The sequence below is a fragment of the Streptomyces sp. NBC_00258 genome, from assembly GCF_036182465.1.
Classification (GTDB): Bacteria; Actinomycetota; Actinomycetes; order Streptomycetales; family Streptomycetaceae; genus Streptomyces.
In genome coordinates this window covers 6,549,931-6,567,986 of sequence record NZ_CP108081.1, presented here as the reverse complement: position 1 = coordinate 6,567,986, position 18,056 = coordinate 6,549,931, and the positions used below count along the sequence as shown (strand labels likewise).

The window sequence follows — 18,056 nt, the reverse complement described above, 5'->3', positions numbered from 1 at the left end:
TCCACCTCGCGTGACTCTCAGCGCGTGGGCACGCTTCGCCCCGGTGTCCGAGGCTCCACACCTCTTGGTCTGCCCTGTATTTTCACATTTCACCTTATTTACGCCAGTCGACGTACGCCTCACGAACAGCCTCGCCCGGGGCGGTGGTGTCACCGCCCCGGGCGAGACCGGATGCAGGGTCCAGAGGGCTACAGGGTCACCGAGTGGTGTTGTAGGCCCGTTCGATCGTCTGGACCAGGGTGTTGCCCGCGCGGTCGGTCAGCTTGGCGCGCAGGGAGACGGAGCCCGCCTTCGCCGGGTGCTTCAGGGAGAGGTGGGTGCCGCCGACGGCCTTGGTGGGGTGCCAGGTGGCGCCCTCGTCGTACGAGACCTCGAAGGCGAGCTTGGCCGGACGCTTGCCGGTGGCCGCGCCCTCGACGGTGAAGGGGACCTCGAACCGCTTGCCCGCCTTCGCCGTGCTGGACAGCGTCAGTTCGGGGGAGAAGCGGACCACCGACAGCGGCAGCGCGGTCATCTCGTCCTCGGAGGTCGTGGCGGAGCGGAAGGTCCACTCGGCCCTGACGCGGGTGCTGGCCGGATACAGCGCGGCATCACGGGAGTTGTCCAGGGTCAGCTTGTACGCGCTGTCCTTGGCCGGGACGGTGTACTCGGTCAGGCCGTCGGCCGGCGACGTCTCGTAGTTGTCGGCTATCTCCTTGCCGTCCGCCTCGAGGGTGCTCTTCCCCGAGGAGGTCTCGTAGGCGACGCCCCAGTGGCCGGCGCCGTCGCCGAACAGCGGCACGTAGGCCCTGATGACATTGCCGTACCGCGCGACACCGGGGTATCCGCTGCCCGGTCCGGCGTCCTCGGGGCCGGGCAGGACCGGGCCGAAGACGCCGACGTTGAACTGCTCGGTGTAGTTCCGTCCGCCCTGCCAGGTCCTCGGCATCCGCATCAGGAACTGCTCGTAGCGCGTCTCGCGGTCGTCGCCGCTGGCCTGCCACATGCGCAGGGACCACTTGACGCCGCTGTCGAGGATGTAGTCGGTGGTGCGCAGCGGCAGGACTCCCCTCAGGTCGTGGTCACCCAGGACCAGGTTCCCGTCGGCCGTGTGGGGAGACACCTCGACCTGGACCTTCCGGCCGTCGACGAGTGCGCCGGCCTGGAGGTCGACCTTGGCGAGCTGCTTCCGCCCGACCTTGGCGGCGAAGCCGCTCAGCCCGCCGGTGCGGTTCCAGCCCAGGTGGTAGGTGACCGGCCGGCCCTCGTCGTCCAGCCGTGTCCAGTCCCCGGCGAACAGGGCGGACGCCTTGTCCTCGGCCGGCTCGGGCCCGAGCTGTCCGAACCCCGTGCCCTCGAAGGTGGGCAGGCTGTACTCGAGCCTGCCCTCGCGCTGCCCCTCACCCCGGTCGTAGCTGTAGGCGACCATGGCCTCGGTGTTCTCGGCCGCGGCATCGGGCACGGTGATGTCCACCGGCCGCGCCTTCCGGGCGTCGACGGTGACGGTGGTGTCCCCGTCCAGGCTCAGCTTCGGCTGCACCAGCACGGCGTGCGTGGCGGACTCGTACGAGGGGTGGATCACCCCGCTGAGGGTGTAGTCGCCCTTGGGCAGCCTGACCGTGAGCTCGCCGTCCTCCTCGTCGGCGTAGGAGGCGTAGAAGTCGTTGTCGTAGCCCCCGACGTCGGTGACGGCGTCGCCTGTCGGCCCACCGTTCTCGTCGATGTGCTTCAGCGTCAGGTCGTACGACTCGACCTCGCGCTCCACACCCACGGCGGACCGCACCTGGGTCCTGCCGTCGGCCGAGGTGGCCTGCACCGAGCCGCCGAAGGAGCCGTCGGCGCTGCCCGCGCGGGTGTCGGCGGTGACGGAGGCGCTCGCCTCGCCGCCCGCCGGGACGGTGAGCTGCCCCGGCGACACGGCGAACATGCCCTCGGCCGCGGGCTTGCCGTCCACCGAGAACGCGTCGACGGACAGGTCCAGGGTGACCGGCTCCGTACCGAGGTTGCGGTACGTCAGCTTCTTGGTCGCCGGTTCGTCGTCGTTGTGCGGCCACCGCTGCTTGCCGAAGTCGATCGGCCCCTGCTCGGTGACGACGCCCTGCTCCATCGCCCGGACCACGTCGGTGCGGCCGGTGCCCTGCTGGTAGGAGCTGTACGCGCCCGGCTTCGCGGAGCCCGTGAGGACCGCCTTGAGGCGCTCACCGGTCCAGTCGGGGTGCTGCTGGGCGAGGATCGCGGCGGCGCCCGCGACGTGCGGGGCCGCCATGGAGGTGCCGTCGATGGTGAGGTAGCCGGGTACGTCGGAGGGGTACGCGCCCTCCAGGACGCTGCCGGCGGCCGCGGCGGCCGTGATGGCGGCGCCGGGCGCGGTCAGGTCGGGCTTGACCCCGCCGTCGCCGACGCGCGGGCCGCGGCTGGAGAAGTCGGCGAGCTGGTCGGCCTTGTCGACCGCGCCGACGGTGAGCGCGGCGTCGGCACTGCCGGGCGAACCGACGGTCCCCTCGCCGAACTCGCCGTCGTTGCCCGCCGCGACGACGAAGAGCGCGTCCGACTCGGCGGAGAGCCGGTTGACCGTCTCCTCCATCGGGTCGACGCCGGGCATGTCCGTGCCGCCGAGGCTGAGGTTGACGACATCGGCGCCCTGCGCCACCGCCCACTCCATGCCCGCGATGATCCCGGAGTCCGAGCCGAAGCCGTTGTCGTCCAGGACCTTGCCGTTCAGGAGCTTCGCACCCGGGGCGACGCCCTTGTACTTGCCGCCCGACCTGGCTCCCGTACCGGCGGTGATCGACGCCACGTGGGTGCCGTGGCCGAACTTGTCACCCGTGCCGGAGGATCCGGAGAAGTCCCGCTCCTCGATCACCTGGCTCGCCAGGTCGGCGTGGGCTGTGTCGATCCCGGTGTCCAGGACGGCGACCTTGGTGCCGGTGCCGTCGAACCCGGCGGCCCAGGCGGTCGGCGCGCCGATCTGCGGGACGCTCTTGTCGAGGCTGGCCCTGCGCCTGCCGTCCAGCCACACCTTCTCGACGGCGGTCGAGTCGGTGAACTCCGTCGTTCCGTCGCCCCTGCCTGCGGCGCCGGTGTTGGTCACGGCGTCCCAGAACTCGGCGCCGCGCTGCTTCACGGAGCGCATCGCCTTGCCGTTGACGACCGGAAGCGCCCGGCCCATCCGCGCCCCGGCCCCGGTGAACGGGCTCATCGAGGGCGCCTTCTTGCCCCGGAACGTGACGATCAGCGGCAGGTCGGACCGGCCTGCGTCGTCGTAGCCGTCCGCCAGCAACTGGGTCACGTCGAACAGCCGGGCGTCCAGCTTGCCCTGGGCGAGCAGCAACTGGGCGTCGCCCGGCACCACCCGGGTGTGTCCGTGGACCACCCGGACCGAGAACGGAACCCGCTCCCGGCCCTTCGCCCGCTCCACCCCGATGACCTTTCCGGCGCCGTCCAGCCGGACGCGGTCGCCGGTGACCAGCGTCACCGTCCTCACCTTCTGGGACTTGCCGACGCCGCTCGCGTCCTCGGCCACCGTCCCGGAACGCCCGTCGGCCGGCTCCCCCGCGGGTGCGGCCTGGGCCGTCCCGCCCGGGACACCGGCCAGCAGAAGGGCTGTGGAAACCGCCCCTGCCGCCACGGCGGAACGTAAGGGTCTCGCACGTAACTCCACCTGAACTCCTGACACTTGGACCATCTGACAGGAGTCGTCCCGCGACGCCGGAAACCCCGGCGCCTCACCCGTACGCCCAACGACTCGCCATAGAGACGGAGCGGGTTGTCATCAGGTTGTCAAGACATCCGATTTATTTCTGACGATGCGTCAGGGAGGTGCGGAACGGTCGTCGGTGCCGGTCGCCGGGGTCGGGCGCGGCCCGCCATCGGCCGTCGTGGTGACTGCTGGACAATGGGGGCATGAGCATCGTCAAGATCAACGTACTCACGGTTCCCGAAGAGCAGCGCGAGACGCTGGAGAAGCGCTTCGCGGCTCGGGCCGGGACGGTGGACAGCTCGGACGGGTTCGAGTGGTTCGAGCTGCTGCGTCCGCTGGAGGGCACCGACACCTACCTCGTCTACACGCGCTGGCGCGCCGAGGAGGACTTCCAGAACTGGATGTCCGGGCGCGGTCAGGCCGCACACCGCGACGGGGCCGCCGGCGGCGGCGAGCGGCCGAAGCCCGCCGCGACGGACTCGACACTGTGGACCTTCGAGGTGGTCCAGCAGGCCGCCCCCAAGCAGGACTGACACGGGCGGCGACACGGGGCGCTGCCACTTACGGGCGGCGCGGGTCAGGGCCGGTTTCGGGCGGCCCCGACGAACGCGGTGATCAGGGCGGGGTCCTTGACGCCCCGGCTCCGTTCCACGCCGCTTGACACGTCGACGCCCCAGGGCGAGGTGGCGTCGACGGCCGCGCGCACGTTGTCCGGGGTGAGACCGCCGGCGAGGAGCCACTTCTCGCCCGGCCCGGCCAGGGGCTTCCTCGACCAGTCCCAGGCGACGCCGGAGCCCGGCACGGGGGCGTCGAGGAGGAGGACGTCCTCGCCCATGTCCCCGTGGCGCGGCGCGGGTTCGCCGAACGCGGCGGCGCGGATCAGCGTCCAGCCGCCCGTCGCGAGGTCGTCGTAGTAACCGCGGTCCTCGGGCCCGTGCAGCTGGACGGCCCGGATCCCCGAGTCGGTGGCCAGGGACCGTACGTCACGCAGGGGCTCGTCGCGGAAGACACCGACCGTCAGGACGTTCTCCGGCACGCGGGCGCACAGCCGCGCCGCCGTGGCCGCGTCGATGCGGCGCGGGCTGGCCGAGAAGACGAAGCCGATGGCGTCGGCGCCCGCCTCGACGGCCGTGTCGACGTCCCGTTCGGTCTTCAGGCCACAGATCTTGATGAAGAGGGAGCTGCTCACCCCCTCAGCCTGCCGTATCCGGAGCCGGTCCGGCTGCCGTGTCCGGCGCCTGTCCGGTCCGGTCCCGGGTGCCGTCCCGTACCGGGGCAGCCACCCCCGGTTGTGGAGATCCGGCTGAACGGCGGCGACATGATCCGCTTTTCTGGCCATTCCCCGCCCGGTTGAGCTAGAAATTCTCCGAACTCACATTGACCACTGGGTTCTTGGTGTCACACCAGTCCGAGGGGAAACACGTAGTGACAACGCACGATCATGTCTTGCCCGGCCGGGACGGCCGCTCGACGCGTCGGCCGAGACGCGAGTCCGGCGCAGGGGCGCGCAAGGGGCTCACGCGCCTGAGGATCGCCGCGGCCGCGGTGACCGCACTCGTCGTCGCCGGGTCGGGGGCCCAGGCGACGGCCGCCCAGCCGGACCCGACGACAGCGGCCGCCTCGAAGGGCTCGCTGCCGGCCCCGCCGGTGCCGACCCTTTCCTGGGCCGACTGCCAGGGCGGCTTCGAATGCGCGAACGCCGATGTACCGCTGGACTACCGGGCGCCGGAGGGCCGCAAGATCACCCTGGCGGTGATCCGCAAGAAGGCCGCCGACCAGACGAAGCGCAAGGGCACGCTCTTCATGCAGCCCGGCGGACCGGGCAACTCCGGCGTGGACTTCGTCCGCGGCAACTACGACGACCTGCCGGCCGCCATGCGCGACTCGTTCGACGTCTTCGGATACGACGTACGAGGCGTCGCGCGCAGCTCGGCGCTCGAATGCTGGGACGACCAGCGGTACACGAAGGCCGTCACCGACGCGAAGGGCGCCCCGGGCCCCGACGCCTTCGGCCCGGCCCTGCGCGAGGCCGCCGAGTTCAACCAGGCCTGCACGGACAAGTCGGCCGACCTGCTGCCGTTCGTCGGCACCGAGTACGTCGCCCGTGACATCGACCTGCTGCGCCAGGCCCTGGGCGAGGACCAACTCACCTACTACGGCCGGTCGTTCGGCTCGTACATCGGTACGGTCTACGCCGCCCTGTTCCCGAAGCGGGTGCGCGCCCTGGCGCTCGACGGGGCGTACGACCCGGTGCACTACGCCAACCAGCCGTACTCCTACGACAAGCCCCAGTACCTGGCCCTGGACGGCGCGATGAGCCGCTTCCTCGACTGGTGCAAGGCCGACCAGGCCACCTGCGGGTTCGGTGACGGCGACCCCCGGGCGGCGTTCGAGAAGCTCAAGCGCGACCTGGACGCCAACCCGGTGCCGACCGCCAACGGCGGACAGGCCAACGGTTACACCCTGGTCTACCGGCTGATGTTCAACATCAACGAGGGCAAGGTCATCTGGCCCGCGTTCGGCGAGGCCCTGCGCAAGGCCCAGCAGCGCGACAACACCTCGTTCCTGCTGCGACCGCCGTCCCCGGGCAGCTTCGACTTCCTCGTTCCGAACGTGGTCGTCGAGTGCGTCGACAAGGACTACCCGCGCGATCAGGCCCTGCTGAAGCGGAACGTCACGGCCTACGCCAAGGCGGCACCGCTGCTCGGCCCGGCCATGGCCTACGGCCCGCCGACCTACGACCACCAGCACGCCACGGCCTGCACCCAGTGGCCCGGCGAGCGCGTCAGCCGCTACGACGGCTCCTACCGCGCCAAGGGCTCCAAGCCGATCCTCGTCCTCGGCACCACCGGCGACCCGGACACCCCCTACCAGGACGCGGTGGCGCTGTCCCGGCAGCTCGACAACGCCTCGCTGCTCACGTTCAAGGCGGAGGGACACACCGCCTTCGGCCGGAGCGCCTGCGCCACGGACGCGGTCACCGGTTACCTGGTGGACCTGAAGGTCCCGGCCAAGGGCACGACCTGCGCGGACGAGACCCAGCCGCCGTCGGTCACGCCCAAGGTGGCCCCGCCCGGCACGACGCTCGGCGAGCTCCGCAACGGCGTCAACGAGCGCCTCGACCGGCTCGGCTCGCTGCGCTGATCCGCCCGTTGGACCTACGCTGACCGACACCGATCGACGCCAGGGGCGTCGGGCCCTTCCCGGCCCGGCGCCCCTGGCGCGTCAATATCTGTGCCCGCGAAGTAAGAAATGAACACGACGCGCGATGAACATTCCTTCCTCGACAGGCAGAGCAGAATTATCCTCCGCACACGCCCGACCGCAGCGTGCTACTCTCGATCTCAGTTGCAGTTGTGGTTCCCGAAATCTTTAAGACGGGGCGATCATCACGGCGACTCGGATTTCACAGGTTGTGGATTCCGACGCACCCCCGAAGGAGATTTGACATGGCTGCAGGCACCGTGAAGTGGTTCAACGCGGAAAAGGGCTTCGGCTTCATCGAGCAGGACGGCGGCGGCGCCGACGTCTTCGCCCACTACTCGAACATCGCCGCCCAGGGCTTCCGCGAGCTGCAGGAGGGCCAGAAGGTCACCTTCGACATCGCCCAGGGCCAGAAGGGCCCGACGGCCGAGAACATCGTTCCGGCCTGACGCTGACGCGTACTTCGCAGCTGGGGCCCGCACCTTGGGGTGCGGGCCCCAGCTCGCTGCTTTCCAGAAAACCCGCTCCATCCCGCTCCTCGGGAATGCTCGGACCGACGCTCCGGTTGACATACTGCCGGACCCTCCCACACGGAATACCCGGCCCCACCGCCGGAATATCGCCTCGAACTTCAGCGACGTATCCCGCGAGCATTCCCCGCCGATCCGATTCGGCCCCCCATTCTCTTCGGCTCGTTCTTGCAATTCTCTGCGCTGCTCATTTGCTGCGGGAATTCCTTGATACGTGCCTCATCAAGGAAGGTTCCGCATGAACCGCACACGCACGAACGACCGCTTCTCCCGCACCCGTTCGGGAGGCTCCTCCCGCACGGGTGGTTCAGGCCGCACGGGAGGTTCGGGCTCCGGACGGGGCGGCTACTCCAGTGCCCCGCGCCGCTCCGAGGGCTACAGCCGTCAACGGTCCGCGCCGCAGGGCGAGTTCGCGCTGCCGGTGACGACCACCCCCGCGCTGCCCGCCGTCGAGGCGTTCGCCGATCTCGACATGCCGGCGCAGCTGCTGGCCGCGCTCGGCCGGGAAGGCGTGACCGTGCCGTTCCCGATCCAGGCGGCGACCCTGCCGAACTCCCTCGCGGGTCGTGACGTACTCGGCCGTGGCCGCACCGGATCGGGCAAGACCCTCGCCTTCGGTCTCGCGCTCCTCGCCCGTACGGCGGGGCTGCGCGCCGAGCCGAGGCAGCCGCTCGCGCTCGTCCTCGTACCCACCCGCGAACTGGCCCAGCAGGTCACCGACGCGCTCACCCCGTACGCCCGCTCCGTGTCGCTGCGTCTGGCCACCGTGGTCGGCGGGATGCCGATCGGCCGGCAGGCCGGTGCGCTGCGTGCCGGTGCCGAGGTCGTCGTCGCGACGCCGGGCCGGCTCAAGGACCTCATCGAGCGCGGGGACTGCCGCCTCGGCCAGGTCGCCATCACCGTCCTCGACGAGGCCGACCAGATGGCCGACATGGGCTTCATGCCCCAGGTCACCGAACTGCTCAACCAGGTGCGGCCCGAGGGCCAGCGGATGCTGTTCTCGGCCACGCTCGACCGCAACGTCGACCTGCTGGTCCGCCGCTACCTCTCCGACCCGGTGGTCCACTCCGTCGACCCGTCCCAGGGCGCGGTCACCACGATGGAGCACCACGTCCTCCACGTGCACGGCGCGGACAAGCACCGGACGACCACCGAGATCGCGGCGCGCGAAGGCCGGGTGCTCATGTTCCTGGACACCAAGCACGCGGTGGACCGGCTGACCGAGCACCTGCTGAACAGCGGCGTCCGGGCCGCGGCCCTGCACGGCGGCAAGTCCCAGCCGCAGCGCACGCGGACCCTGACCCAGTTCAAGACCGGGCACGTCACGGTGCTGGTGGCGACCAACGTCGCCGCCCGCGGCATCCACGTCGACAACCTCGACCTCGTCGTGAACGTCGACCCGCCCAGCGACCACAAGGACTACCTGCACCGCGGAGGCCGTACGGCCCGCGCGGGCGAGTCCGGCAGCGTCGTCACGCTGGTGACCCCCAACCAGCGCCGCGAGATGAGCCGGCTGATGGCCGCCGCCGGCATCACCCCGCAGACCACTCAAGTGCGCTCGGGCGAAGCCGAGTTGAACCGCATCACGGGTGCCCAGGCCCCCTCGGGTGTGCCGGTCGTCATCACCGCTCCGGTCGTGGACCGCCCGCGGCGCGGCGCCTCCACCTCGTCCCGGGGCCGCCGCGGCCGCACGGGCGGCAAGGGCCGCTCCACCGGTGAGGCCCGCCGTACGCCGCAGCGACCGTCGGCCGCGGCGGCCTAGGTCCTGGCCGGGTGGAGTCCTCGTACTGGCCGTGTCCGGGCTTTCGCCCGGTGCGGCGAGTGGGGGCACCACCCACGCCCTCAAGGCAGTGGGGGAGCGTGCCGGGCGTCGCCCGGCGCTCCCGCCCTCTCCTGCCTGCTGATCCACCCCGGCCGGCCCGGGTCCCCCTCTTCTCTGCCTTCCTCCCTCCCCACCCCTCCCTTCCCTGTGAGGCATCATGCGCTGCGTCATCGCCCGGTTCCCGTTCGACCTCGACAAGAGCGGGGTGCTGGACTCGATGAAGGGCGTCAAGCCCGAGGCCATCACGGGCGAGTCCGTGATCATCGGCCGCCGCCACTACCCCGTCAAGCAGGTCGGCGAGGTCATCACCCGGCAGGACCGTCGTGACTTCACCAGCGGAGAGGTCGTACGGGCCATGACCCGGCTCGGCTTCACCTGCCACGCCGGCCCCGCGCCCGAGCCGGCCCCGGTCGCCGCCACACCGCTCCAGACCGCGTCGGCGCTGCTCGGCAGCCCGGCTCCCCTGGGCCTGTGACGGCCGGCGCAAGCCGACACCGGGACGTACTCCCCGGCTGACACCGGGAACTGGGATGAGGGCCCTGCCGACGCGCGTCGGCAGGGCCCTCATCGCTGTTCCCGAGCGCGTCGGGTACGGCGGTTCAGTGGTCGGAGTAGCTGACGTCGCCCACGGTCCAGGCGCTGACGTCCTCGATCGCGACGCGGTACATCCCGCCCGTCTCGGGAATCCCGATGTTGCCCTGCAGGATCCGGGCGAGGTGGAAGTGCAGATAGGCGGGTGGCTCGCCGCGGTCGCCGCCCTCCGGGCCGTCGTCAGGGCCGTCCGTTGCCGGCTCGGCGCCGAAGACCGCGGAGAACGGGCCCAGGCGGTCCGAATCGTTGAGGACCTCCGACACCCGCTCCCGCCACACGGCTTCGGGAGCGAGCCGGCCGGTGATGACGGCACCGCCGACCACCACGGTCAGCGACATCTGATTGCTCTGCCCGGACTCCACGAGTGCGGAGATGTCCACGAGGAGCCGGTCGGGGTTCGTCATGGAAGCCGAGTCTATTCAGCGACTCGTCCGTCCTCACCCGCCCGACCCGGCCCGGTCGCACCCGCCCAGGCCCGGTGACAGCCGAGCGTCACCGGGCGTTACCGGGCGTCACTGTGAACGGCAGAATACCTACGCCTCAAGAGAACCGAAATCTGTCCTCGCCAGAGTAGACATTGGCCTGCGTCGTGGTTAAGGTTTCTCTTGTAGACAAGGTCGAGAGAGACCCGGCAGACACGAACTGGCGGGTGGAAGACGACAGTTTCACCGCAGGTCCCGAGGAAGAACGGAAGGAGCAGACGCCATCAGGATCGCCCGGCCAGGGCATCATCCGGCCGGGTACCGCAAGACCCCGGATTGGAAGGTGGTCCACGGTCACGCATTCGCGATCCCCGCATACCCGCCCGTCTCCCGGGCCGGACTGCGGAAACAGAAGGTCGGCGCAGCAGTAGAGCCGACAGATGGTGTTCAATTTCCTTCGGGGCCCTGGTGCCGTACGGCGCCAGGGCCCCTCGACGCGTTGGTCAACGAGGTGACATGACAGCAGATACTCCGCTCAGCGGTCGTCTGGAAGACGACGACTACCCCGCGTACACGATGGGCCGGGCAGCAGAAATGCTCGGCACCACCCCGGGTTTCCTCCGGGCCATCGGCGAGGCACGGCTGATCACTCCGCTCCGCTCCGAAGGCGGGCACCGGCGGTACTCCCGCTACCAGCTACGGATCGCGGCGCGCGCCCGCGAGCTCGTCGACCAGGGGACCCCTGTCGAGGCGGCCTGCCGCATCGTCATCCTCGAGGACCAGCTGGAGGAAGCACAGCGCATCAACGCCGAGTACCGCCGCGCCGCGGACGAGACGCCCGAGACTTCCGCCTGAGTGTGTCGGCACGCTCGCGCCCGAGTGCGTCGGCGCTGACCGGCCGCCGCGGCGGAAGCGGTCACGAGTCGCGTCGCGCGGTGTTCGCGAGAGTTCTCCCGGAAGCCAGTTCGCGCAGGATGCGGGTCAGGTCCGCCGGTGCCGCCGCGAGACGGACCGGGGTGCCCGCGTCGTCGAGTTCGGCGATGTGCCAGCTGCTCGGGACGGTGTCGCCGTCACTGCCCCGTACTCGCCGCACCTCCTTGAGGACGAGCCGCTCCACCGGGACCGGCTTCGCCGCGAACCTGCCCGGGCCGGGATGGGGCGTCACCGCGAGCCGGCCGCCCCCGAGGACGACATGGGTGCCGAAGCCGTACGGGTTGTAGTCGGTGTGCTCCAGAAAACGGGCGGCCAGGAACACGTCGTCCTTCTCCGTCTCCTCGGCGAATCCGCCGGCCCCTCCCGTCACTCCCGCAACTCCGGTCGCGTCGATCTCTCCGGGCGTACGGACACGGGTGGCGCGCCACGCCCAGACGAGGAAGGCCAGTGTCGCCGCCGAGCCCCCGGCCGCCCACGTGATCACCACGGGATCGGTGAGCAGGGTCGTGGGGTGGAGGTAGCCGAGCGGCAGCAGCCACAGAGCCGTGCCGACGAGCGCGCCCGCGAACGGCAGGGCCGACGGAAGGACCTCGTCGTCGGGCAGCCGGCGCCCGCGCAGGCGGAGCAGCACCCGGGCGGCCGGGTAGCCCGCGGCCAGCAGACACACGGCAGCGACGACGGCCAGGTCTCCGGAGGCGGTGACGTGCAGGCGGTACACGTGACGCTCGCCGACGACCTCCCGCACCTCACCGCGCCAGACGGTCAGTTCGACGCTGTCGCCGGGCCCGAACATCCTCGCGCCGTCCGACGAGACCGCGAGCCGCTCCATCGGCCGGCCGTCGGCGAAGTACAGCCAACTGCTCCTGTTCCTGGACCAGGTGGCATCGGTCCGTGCGATCACTGCGGTCAGGGTGGTCAGGCACTCGTCGCGCTCCGCGGCGGGCGTCCCGGAGGTGCACGGGGTGGCCGACCGCCACGCCCGCTCCCCCGACGCGGCGTCCGGCACGAACCAGGCGGCCAGCCCCGCGCCCCCGAGCAGCAGCACGCACAGGGCGAGCGACCCGGCCCAGCCGCGGCCGGCGGTGCGGTACGAGACGACGGGGACATGGCCCGACTCCGGCGTTCCGTGAAGCCGGTGCAGCGCACGGAACGCGTCCAGCTTCGCGTCGAAGTCCGGATCGTCGTGGGACCAGCTACGCGGCAGCGGCAGGAGCAGCCTGCGTCCGTCGCGCAGCAGCAGGCTGACGCCACGGGTGTCCTCAACCCGGGAAGTGTGCGCGTACTTCAGGCGTACGCGGACGTCGGCGATGTCGCCCCAGCGCACGCTCCGGCGACGCAGCAGCGTCCAGGAGTGCACGCCGTACGTGTCGGCGCGCACCCGGGCGGTCGCCTTGTGGAGCGCCGCGAAACCCAGCACCCCGAGAACCGGACCGCCACCCAGCCACACGTCCGGCCCCCGGTACGCCGACCACACCAGAGCCGCGCCCGCCCCGGCCGCCGAGAGCCCGGCGAAGAACAACAGGACACGTTTCCCCGACGGACGACAGCTCACTTCCCGGACATCGGTCATGCACCGAACCCTGTCATCGCCCGGTCCGCACGCACCTGTCCCGAGTACGGCAGTGTCCACACCACCGACACTGCCGACCGGTTACGGGAGATGAGGGGTCCCGGCCGCCGCACCGCCGTTACGCGAGCTGTGCGCGAGGCGGACCGGCGTCGACGACCGCCATCGACAGGTCCAACGGGTCGAAGTGGATCAGGGACTCCAGCCACCAGGTCATACCGGCCTCGGCGAGTCCCTTGAGGTCCACGTCCTTGTCCTCCTGCCACGCGGGGCTCGTGTTGCCGCGTACGGCGATGTCGAACGGCCGGTCGGCGGGCAGGCCGGCGCGGTGCAGCTCCCGCCGGATGCCGGCGACTTCCTCGGGCGTCAGTTCGTGGTCGACCGGGTTGGGGAAGATGCCGTCGCAGCCGGCGGCGCGGCCGATCACCCGTGGGCTGTTGGTGGAACTGGCCATCCAGACGGGGATGCGGTACGGCTCGGGCTCGGTGGCGGCCAGGTTCACCCGGTAGTGCGGGCCGTGGTGCCGGATCGCCTCGCCGGCCCACATCGCCCGCATCAGCCCGAGTCCCTCGGTGAGCATCGCCGAGCGGGTCGGCAGATCCGGGGCCTCCCCGAAGCGGCTGAAGTCGCCGGACTCGTCGACGCCCGTCCCGGTGCCGACGACGAGCCGTCCCCCGGAGAGCCTGCTGACGGTGGACGCGTGCCGGGCGACCACCCAGGGCCGGCGCCGGGCCGGCGGTGTGACCGTCGGACCGAGCACCAGTCTCCGGGTGGCCTGCGCGATCGCCGCCAGCGTGGTCCAGGGATCGGCGATCGGCATCGCGTCGGTGACCACGTGGTCCCACAGGAACACCCCGTCCCACCCGGCGGCCTCCGCCCGCACCGCCAGCTCGACGAGGACCCTGGGGTCGCCGAACGGGCCGAACGGCGGGAGGTAGACGCCGAAGCGCGTGTTCTCGTTCACGGGGACCATCTCCAGGGCAGGGGTCGACTGCGGGAACAGGGCGGACCGGCGGGCCTGTCCACCCTGTTCGGTCCACCCTGTGCAGTCTCGCCGGGCCGTGTCGCGGTACGTGAATTGGGTCCCCGTCAGATGTCGAACTCCTGGTCGCGGGTCTCCGGGAGGGCCAGCAGGCACAGGAGGCTCAGCAGGCAGAGGGTGCCGGTGTAGAAGCCGAGGACCAAGGGGGATTGCCAATTGCTGTTCAGCCAGGTGGCGACCAGTGGGGCGAAGCCGCCGCCGAGGGTGTTGGCGAGGATGAAGGCTGCCGAGGCGCCGGTGTAGCGCAGCCGGGCCGGGAACAGTTCCGGGAGGAAGGCCGCCACCGGGGAGAACATCAGCGCGAGGAGCATCAGGCCGACCGTGTAGGCGCCGGTGATCACCAGCCCGTTGCGGGAACTCAGCGAGGCGTACATGGGCACCGCCCACACCACGCAGCCGACGGCTCCGGTCAGCATCACCGGGCGCCGGCCGATCCGGTCGGCGAGTCTGGCGACCGGCAGGGTGATGGCGATTCCGGCCGCCGCGCCGACGCTCGCCGCCGTCAGCATCGTGTTCTGGGGGATGCCGAGTTCCTTCGGCCCGTACGAGATGCTGTAGACGATCGTCAGGTAGTAGACGGCCGAGCCGCCGATCGCCGCGCCCGTGCCGAGCAGCACCCGGCCGGGATACCGCTTGAGCAGCGTGACCAGCGGAAAACGGGAAGCCGTCGCGGGTGCGGATGCGGATGCGGATGCGGGTTGAGGCTGTGTCGTGCGGTTCGCCGTCGTGTCGAACACCGGCGATTCCGAGACCGTCGTACGCACCCACAGGCCGATGACGACGAGCACGGTGCTGAGCAGGAACGGGATGCGCCAGGCCCAGTCGACGAAGCCGTCCCGGCCCACGATGTTCAGGGTGGGCAGGATGACCGCGGTGGACAGCAGGAAGCCGAGCGAGGGGCCGGCCTGCGGGATGGACGCGTACAGCGCGCGGCGCCCCGGCGGTGCGTGTTCCGCGGCGAGCAGCACCGCCCCGCCCCACTCGCCGCCCATGCTGACGCCCTGCAGCAGACGGAGCGTCACCAGCAGTACGGGGGCGAGGAGTCCGGCACTCTCGTACGTGGGCAGCAGGCCGACGCCGACCGTGGCCACGCCCATCAGCAGGAGCGAGGCGACCAGGGCACGTCGGCGGCCCAGCCGGTCACCGATCGTGCCGAACAGGACGACGCCCAGGGGGCGGGAGAGGAAGGCCGCGGCGAACGTGAGGAACGCGGCCAGGGAGGAGACGGTGGCGTTGCCCGAGGGGAAGAAGGCGGGGCCGAGGACGAGTGCGCTCGCGGTGCCGTACACCGCGAAGTCGTAGTACTCGATCGTGGTGCCGACCAGGCTCGCGACGGCGACCCGTGGGGCCTCGTTCTTCCCGGCGGTCGTTCCGGTGGTCGTTCCGGTGGACCTCTCGGAGGGCTGCTCGGTGGTCTTCGCCGTCGGCGGTGGGGACGCGGCCGGTCTTGGGCCGGCGGTCTCGGGAGCGGTCTTGGACGGTAATTCGGGCATGGGGAGTCACTTCCGGTACGCCCGGTCCGTACGGTCCGGGTGCAGATGGGGGGGACGGCCTCGCATGTAACACGTTCCGGAGCGCGCCTGACACCCTAGGCCCGGAAATTCAATTTCGACAAGGAAGTTCGACAAATAAGCCCGACAGGAAAGCCACCCCGTCCGAATAGCCGAACACGCCGAAGAGACAGCGCGAGAATTGCCTGTCATTTACACGTGACATCCGTAGGAAAGCGTCCGATGCGGCCACGTGCGGGGGCAGACCTCCTCAATGCGCATAGAGCACATCACACCCGCCACCTCGCCATTTGCCGCCCAACACCCCACGAACAGCATCCTCCTGCGGCGTCAACCCCGCCATACCTGTCAAATCGCTGTCAATATTCATTCCCGACCCCGCATAAAAATTTGCCGGTGATCACGCCTTGCCAACGACCGATTACGCGTGAATGCTGATGGCCGACTGAACTTGAAAGTTCTACGACCATCGTTTTTCGGACATGGAGACCGCAACAGGATGTCGCGGTTCGGCTTTCTTAAATGCGGCCTCCGGGCTGGGAAGGCGCATTACCCATGCTGAAAAGTGGCAAGCTATTACGCTTGAGAAGACTTTCGCTCGCGGGTGACGACCGGCACCTGCTCGTACCGCTCGACCACAGCGTTTCGGACGGCCCGATCGTCCCCGCCGACAAGTGGGACGACCTGCTGCGCGCCCTGGTGGCCGGCGGGGCCGACGGGATCATCGTCCACAAGGGGCGCGCCCGCGCCTTCGCCCCGGACATCCTCAGGAGCTGCGCCCTGGTGGTGCACCTGAGCGCCAGCACCGCCCGCTCCGCCGACGTCCACGCCAAGGTGCTGGTCGCCGACGTCGAGGAGGCGCTGCGGCTCGGCGCCGACGCGGTCAGCGTCCACGTGAACATCGGCTCGGACACCGAGTCCCAGCAGCTCGCCGACCTGGGGGCGGTGGCCCGTTCCTGCGACGCGTGGGGCATGCCGCTGATCGCGATGGTCTACCCCCGCGGCCCCCGCATCGAGGATCCGCGCGACCCCGGCCTTCTGGCCCATCTGGCCAACGTCGCAGCCGACCTGGGCGCGGACATGGTGAAGACCTCCGTCGCCCTGCCGATCGACCGGATGGCCGAGGTGGTGGCCAACAGCCCGATCCCCGTGCTCGCGGCCGGCGGTCCGCCCGACGGCTCCGACCTGGTCGAGTACGGCGCCGCCGTGATGGCCACCGGCTGCCAGGGGCTGGCCATCGGCCGCCGGATCTTCTCGGCCCCCTCGCCCGCCGCGCTGGTGTCCCGGCTCTCCGCGGTCGTGCACGGCGGCAGCACCATCTCGGATGACATGAGCATGTCTAAATACTCGACGATCGTGGCAGGAGTCGCATGAGGTTCGCATGGATCGATCTCCGTGAGGTCCCCCGTCCGCAGCTTCAGGCGGTGGTGGACGCGGCCGTCCACAGCCGGATGGCCGGAGTGGTGGCCACCGACGCCGAGTTGCTCGGGACGCTGCCTCCGACCGTCACCCGGGTGCTGATGACCGGGGGTCAGGGCCAGCCCGCGGCGAAGACGCCCGGGGCCAAGCCCGGCGACAAGGAGGTGAAGGGCGCCGGCGGCAAGAAGGATGCCAGCCTCCCTTCCGGGAAGGGCAGTTCCCCGGCCGGCACCGGATCGGCCACGGGATCCGCCACGGAAACGGTCACCGGAACCGCCCCCGGAATCGACCTCCTGCTGCGGAAGTTCGGCACCCAGGAGGAGCTGGACGCTCTCGCCGCCGAACACCGTGCCACCGGTTCCGCCGGCGGAACCGGTGGCACGCCCGCCGCCGGTTTCATCGACGTACGGGACGACCGCACCCTGACGCTGTCCTGCGCGGGCGCCATGGCCCTGCCCTACACCGTCATCCACTTCGCCGACCCGACCAAGATCCCGCTGGAGATCGTGCTCGCCGCGGCCGAGTCCGCCGAGGGCAAGCTGGTGACCGTCGTCGACGGCCTGGAGGAGGCGGCCATCGTCTTCGACGTCCTCGAACGCGGCTCGGACGGCATTCTCTTCACCCCCCGCAGCGCCGACGAAGTGTTCGCCCTGGCGCGGTTGCTGGAGGCCACCACACCCCAACTGGAGCTGTCCACACTGACCGTGGAGAGCATCCGGCACGTCGGGCTCGGCGACCGGGTCTGCGTGGACACCTGCTCGCACTTCGAGGAGGACGAGGGCATCCTCGTCGGCTCGTACTCCTCCGGGTTCGTGCTCTGCTGCAGCGAGACCCACCCGCTGCCGTACATGCCGACCAGGCCGTTCCGGGTCAACGCCGGTGCCCTTCACTCGTACACGCTCGGGCCCGACAACCGCACCAGCTACCTCAGCGAGGTGGGCTCCGGCAGCGTCCTGCTGGGGGTCGGGGCCGACGGCCGCACCCGGCGGGTCGTCGTCGGCCGCGCCAAGCTGGAGTCCCGGCCGCTCCTGGAGATCCGTACCCACGCCGAGGACGGACGGCTGGTCAGTCTGACCGTGCAGGACGACTGGCACGTACGCGTGCTCGGCCCGGGCGGGAAGGTCCTCAACGTCACCGAGCTGCGGACCGGCGACGAACTGCTCGGCTATCTGGCCACGGACAAGCGCCATGTGGGCCTGCCCATCGGCGAGTTCTGCAAGGAGGTCTGATGGGCGGCGGCCTGAGAGACCCGCTGAGAGACCCACTGCAGGAGCCGTTGGGAGACGGCCTGTCCGGTGACCCTTCCACCGGCGTGTCCGCCGATCCTTCCAACGGG

14 protein-coding genes are annotated in these 18,056 nt (G+C 70.6%); 8 read left to right on the top strand and 6 right to left on the bottom strand.

Annotated elements, in window-relative coordinates:
* Positions 1–196: 196 nt before the first annotated feature.
* On the bottom strand, positions 197–3,607 hold the full coding sequence (locus tag OG718_RS29310) for a S8 family serine peptidase (RefSeq protein WP_328845595.1): 3,411 nt from the start codon (positions 3,605–3,607) through the stop codon (positions 197–199).
* A 275-nt stretch (positions 3,608–3,882) separates the two neighbouring features.
* Between OG718_RS29310 and OG718_RS29305 the strand changes: the two genes are divergently transcribed.
* The gene (locus tag OG718_RS29305; protein ID WP_143641514.1) at positions 3,883–4,212 is read left to right on the top strand and encodes an antibiotic biosynthesis monooxygenase family protein; all 330 of its coding nucleotides are present in this window, start codon (positions 3,883–3,885) and stop codon (positions 4,210–4,212) included.
* Between the two features lie 44 nt (positions 4,213–4,256).
* Here OG718_RS29305 and OG718_RS29300 read toward each other — a convergent pair whose 3' ends face one another.
* Positions 4,257–4,868, bottom strand: a complete 612-nt coding sequence (locus OG718_RS29300; RefSeq protein WP_328845594.1) for a phosphoribosylanthranilate isomerase — start codon at positions 4,866–4,868, stop codon at positions 4,257–4,259.
* Positions 4,869–5,224: 356 nt separating this feature from the next.
* Here OG718_RS29300 and OG718_RS29295 point away from each other — a divergent pair, with 356 nt between their 5' ends.
* From OG718_RS29295 to OG718_RS29280, 4 genes are all read left to right on the top strand, one after another.
* Positions 5,225–6,823, top strand: a complete 1,599-nt coding sequence (locus OG718_RS29295; RefSeq protein WP_306943528.1) for an alpha/beta hydrolase — start codon at positions 5,225–5,227, stop codon at positions 6,821–6,823.
* Positions 6,824–7,128: 305 nt separating this feature from the next.
* Positions 7,129–7,332 (top strand): cold-shock protein, encoded by a 204-nt coding sequence (locus OG718_RS29290; protein ID WP_055611897.1) that lies wholly within the window; start codon positions 7,129–7,131, stop codon positions 7,330–7,332.
* A gap of 319 nt (positions 7,333–7,651) precedes the next feature.
* A complete protein-coding gene (locus tag OG718_RS29285) occupies positions 7,652–9,175 on the top strand; it encodes a DEAD/DEAH box helicase (protein WP_143641511.1) in 1,524 nt (507 codons plus the stop codon).
* 217 nt (positions 9,176–9,392) lie between these two features.
* Positions 9,393–9,710 carry an SCO5918 family protein gene (locus OG718_RS29280; RefSeq protein ID WP_143641510.1) on the top strand — a complete coding sequence of 106 codons (318 nt, stop codon included), beginning with the start codon at positions 9,393–9,395 and terminating at the stop codon, positions 9,708–9,710.
* A 124-nt stretch (positions 9,711–9,834) separates the two neighbouring features.
* Here OG718_RS29280 and OG718_RS29275 read toward each other — a convergent pair whose 3' ends face one another.
* Positions 9,835–10,230: a hypothetical protein gene (locus OG718_RS29275; RefSeq protein WP_328845593.1), complete on the bottom strand. Its 396-nt coding sequence runs from the start codon at positions 10,228–10,230 to the stop codon at positions 9,835–9,837.
* 534 nt (positions 10,231–10,764) lie between these two features.
* On the opposite strand from OG718_RS29275, the gene OG718_RS29270 reads away from it, so the two are divergent.
* Complete coding sequence (locus OG718_RS29270) at positions 10,765–11,103, top strand: MerR family transcriptional regulator (protein WP_143641508.1); 339 nt, start codon at positions 10,765–10,767, stop codon at positions 11,101–11,103.
* A 61-nt stretch (positions 11,104–11,164) separates the two neighbouring features.
* On the opposite strand, the gene OG718_RS29265 is transcribed toward OG718_RS29270, so the two are convergent.
* From OG718_RS29265 to OG718_RS29255, 3 genes are all read right to left on the bottom strand, one after another.
* On the bottom strand, positions 11,165–12,751 hold the full coding sequence (locus OG718_RS29265) for a PH domain-containing protein (protein ID WP_328845592.1): 1,587 nt from the start codon (positions 12,749–12,751) through the stop codon (positions 11,165–11,167).
* Between the two features lie 118 nt (positions 12,752–12,869).
* On the bottom strand, positions 12,870–13,712 hold the full coding sequence (locus OG718_RS29260) for an LLM class flavin-dependent oxidoreductase (RefSeq protein WP_328845591.1): 843 nt from the start codon (positions 13,710–13,712) through the stop codon (positions 12,870–12,872).
* A gap of 125 nt (positions 13,713–13,837) precedes the next feature.
* Entirely contained in the window at positions 13,838–15,283 is a 1,446-nt protein-coding gene (locus OG718_RS29255) for an MFS transporter (protein ID WP_328845590.1), read from the bottom strand.
* Positions 15,284–15,856: 573 nt separating this feature from the next.
* Here OG718_RS29255 and OG718_RS29250 point away from each other — a divergent pair.
* Positions 15,857–16,675: a 2-amino-3,7-dideoxy-D-threo-hept-6-ulosonate synthase gene (locus OG718_RS29250; RefSeq protein WP_143641504.1), complete on the top strand. Its 819-nt coding sequence runs from the start codon at positions 15,857–15,859 to the stop codon at positions 16,673–16,675.
* A complete protein-coding gene (locus OG718_RS29245; RefSeq protein WP_328845589.1) occupies positions 16,672–17,949 on the top strand; it encodes a 3-dehydroquinate synthase II family protein in 1,278 nt (425 codons plus the stop codon). The genes OG718_RS29250 and OG718_RS29245 overlap by 4 nt, the downstream gene beginning before the upstream one ends.
* Positions 17,950–18,056 lie beyond the last annotated feature (107 nt).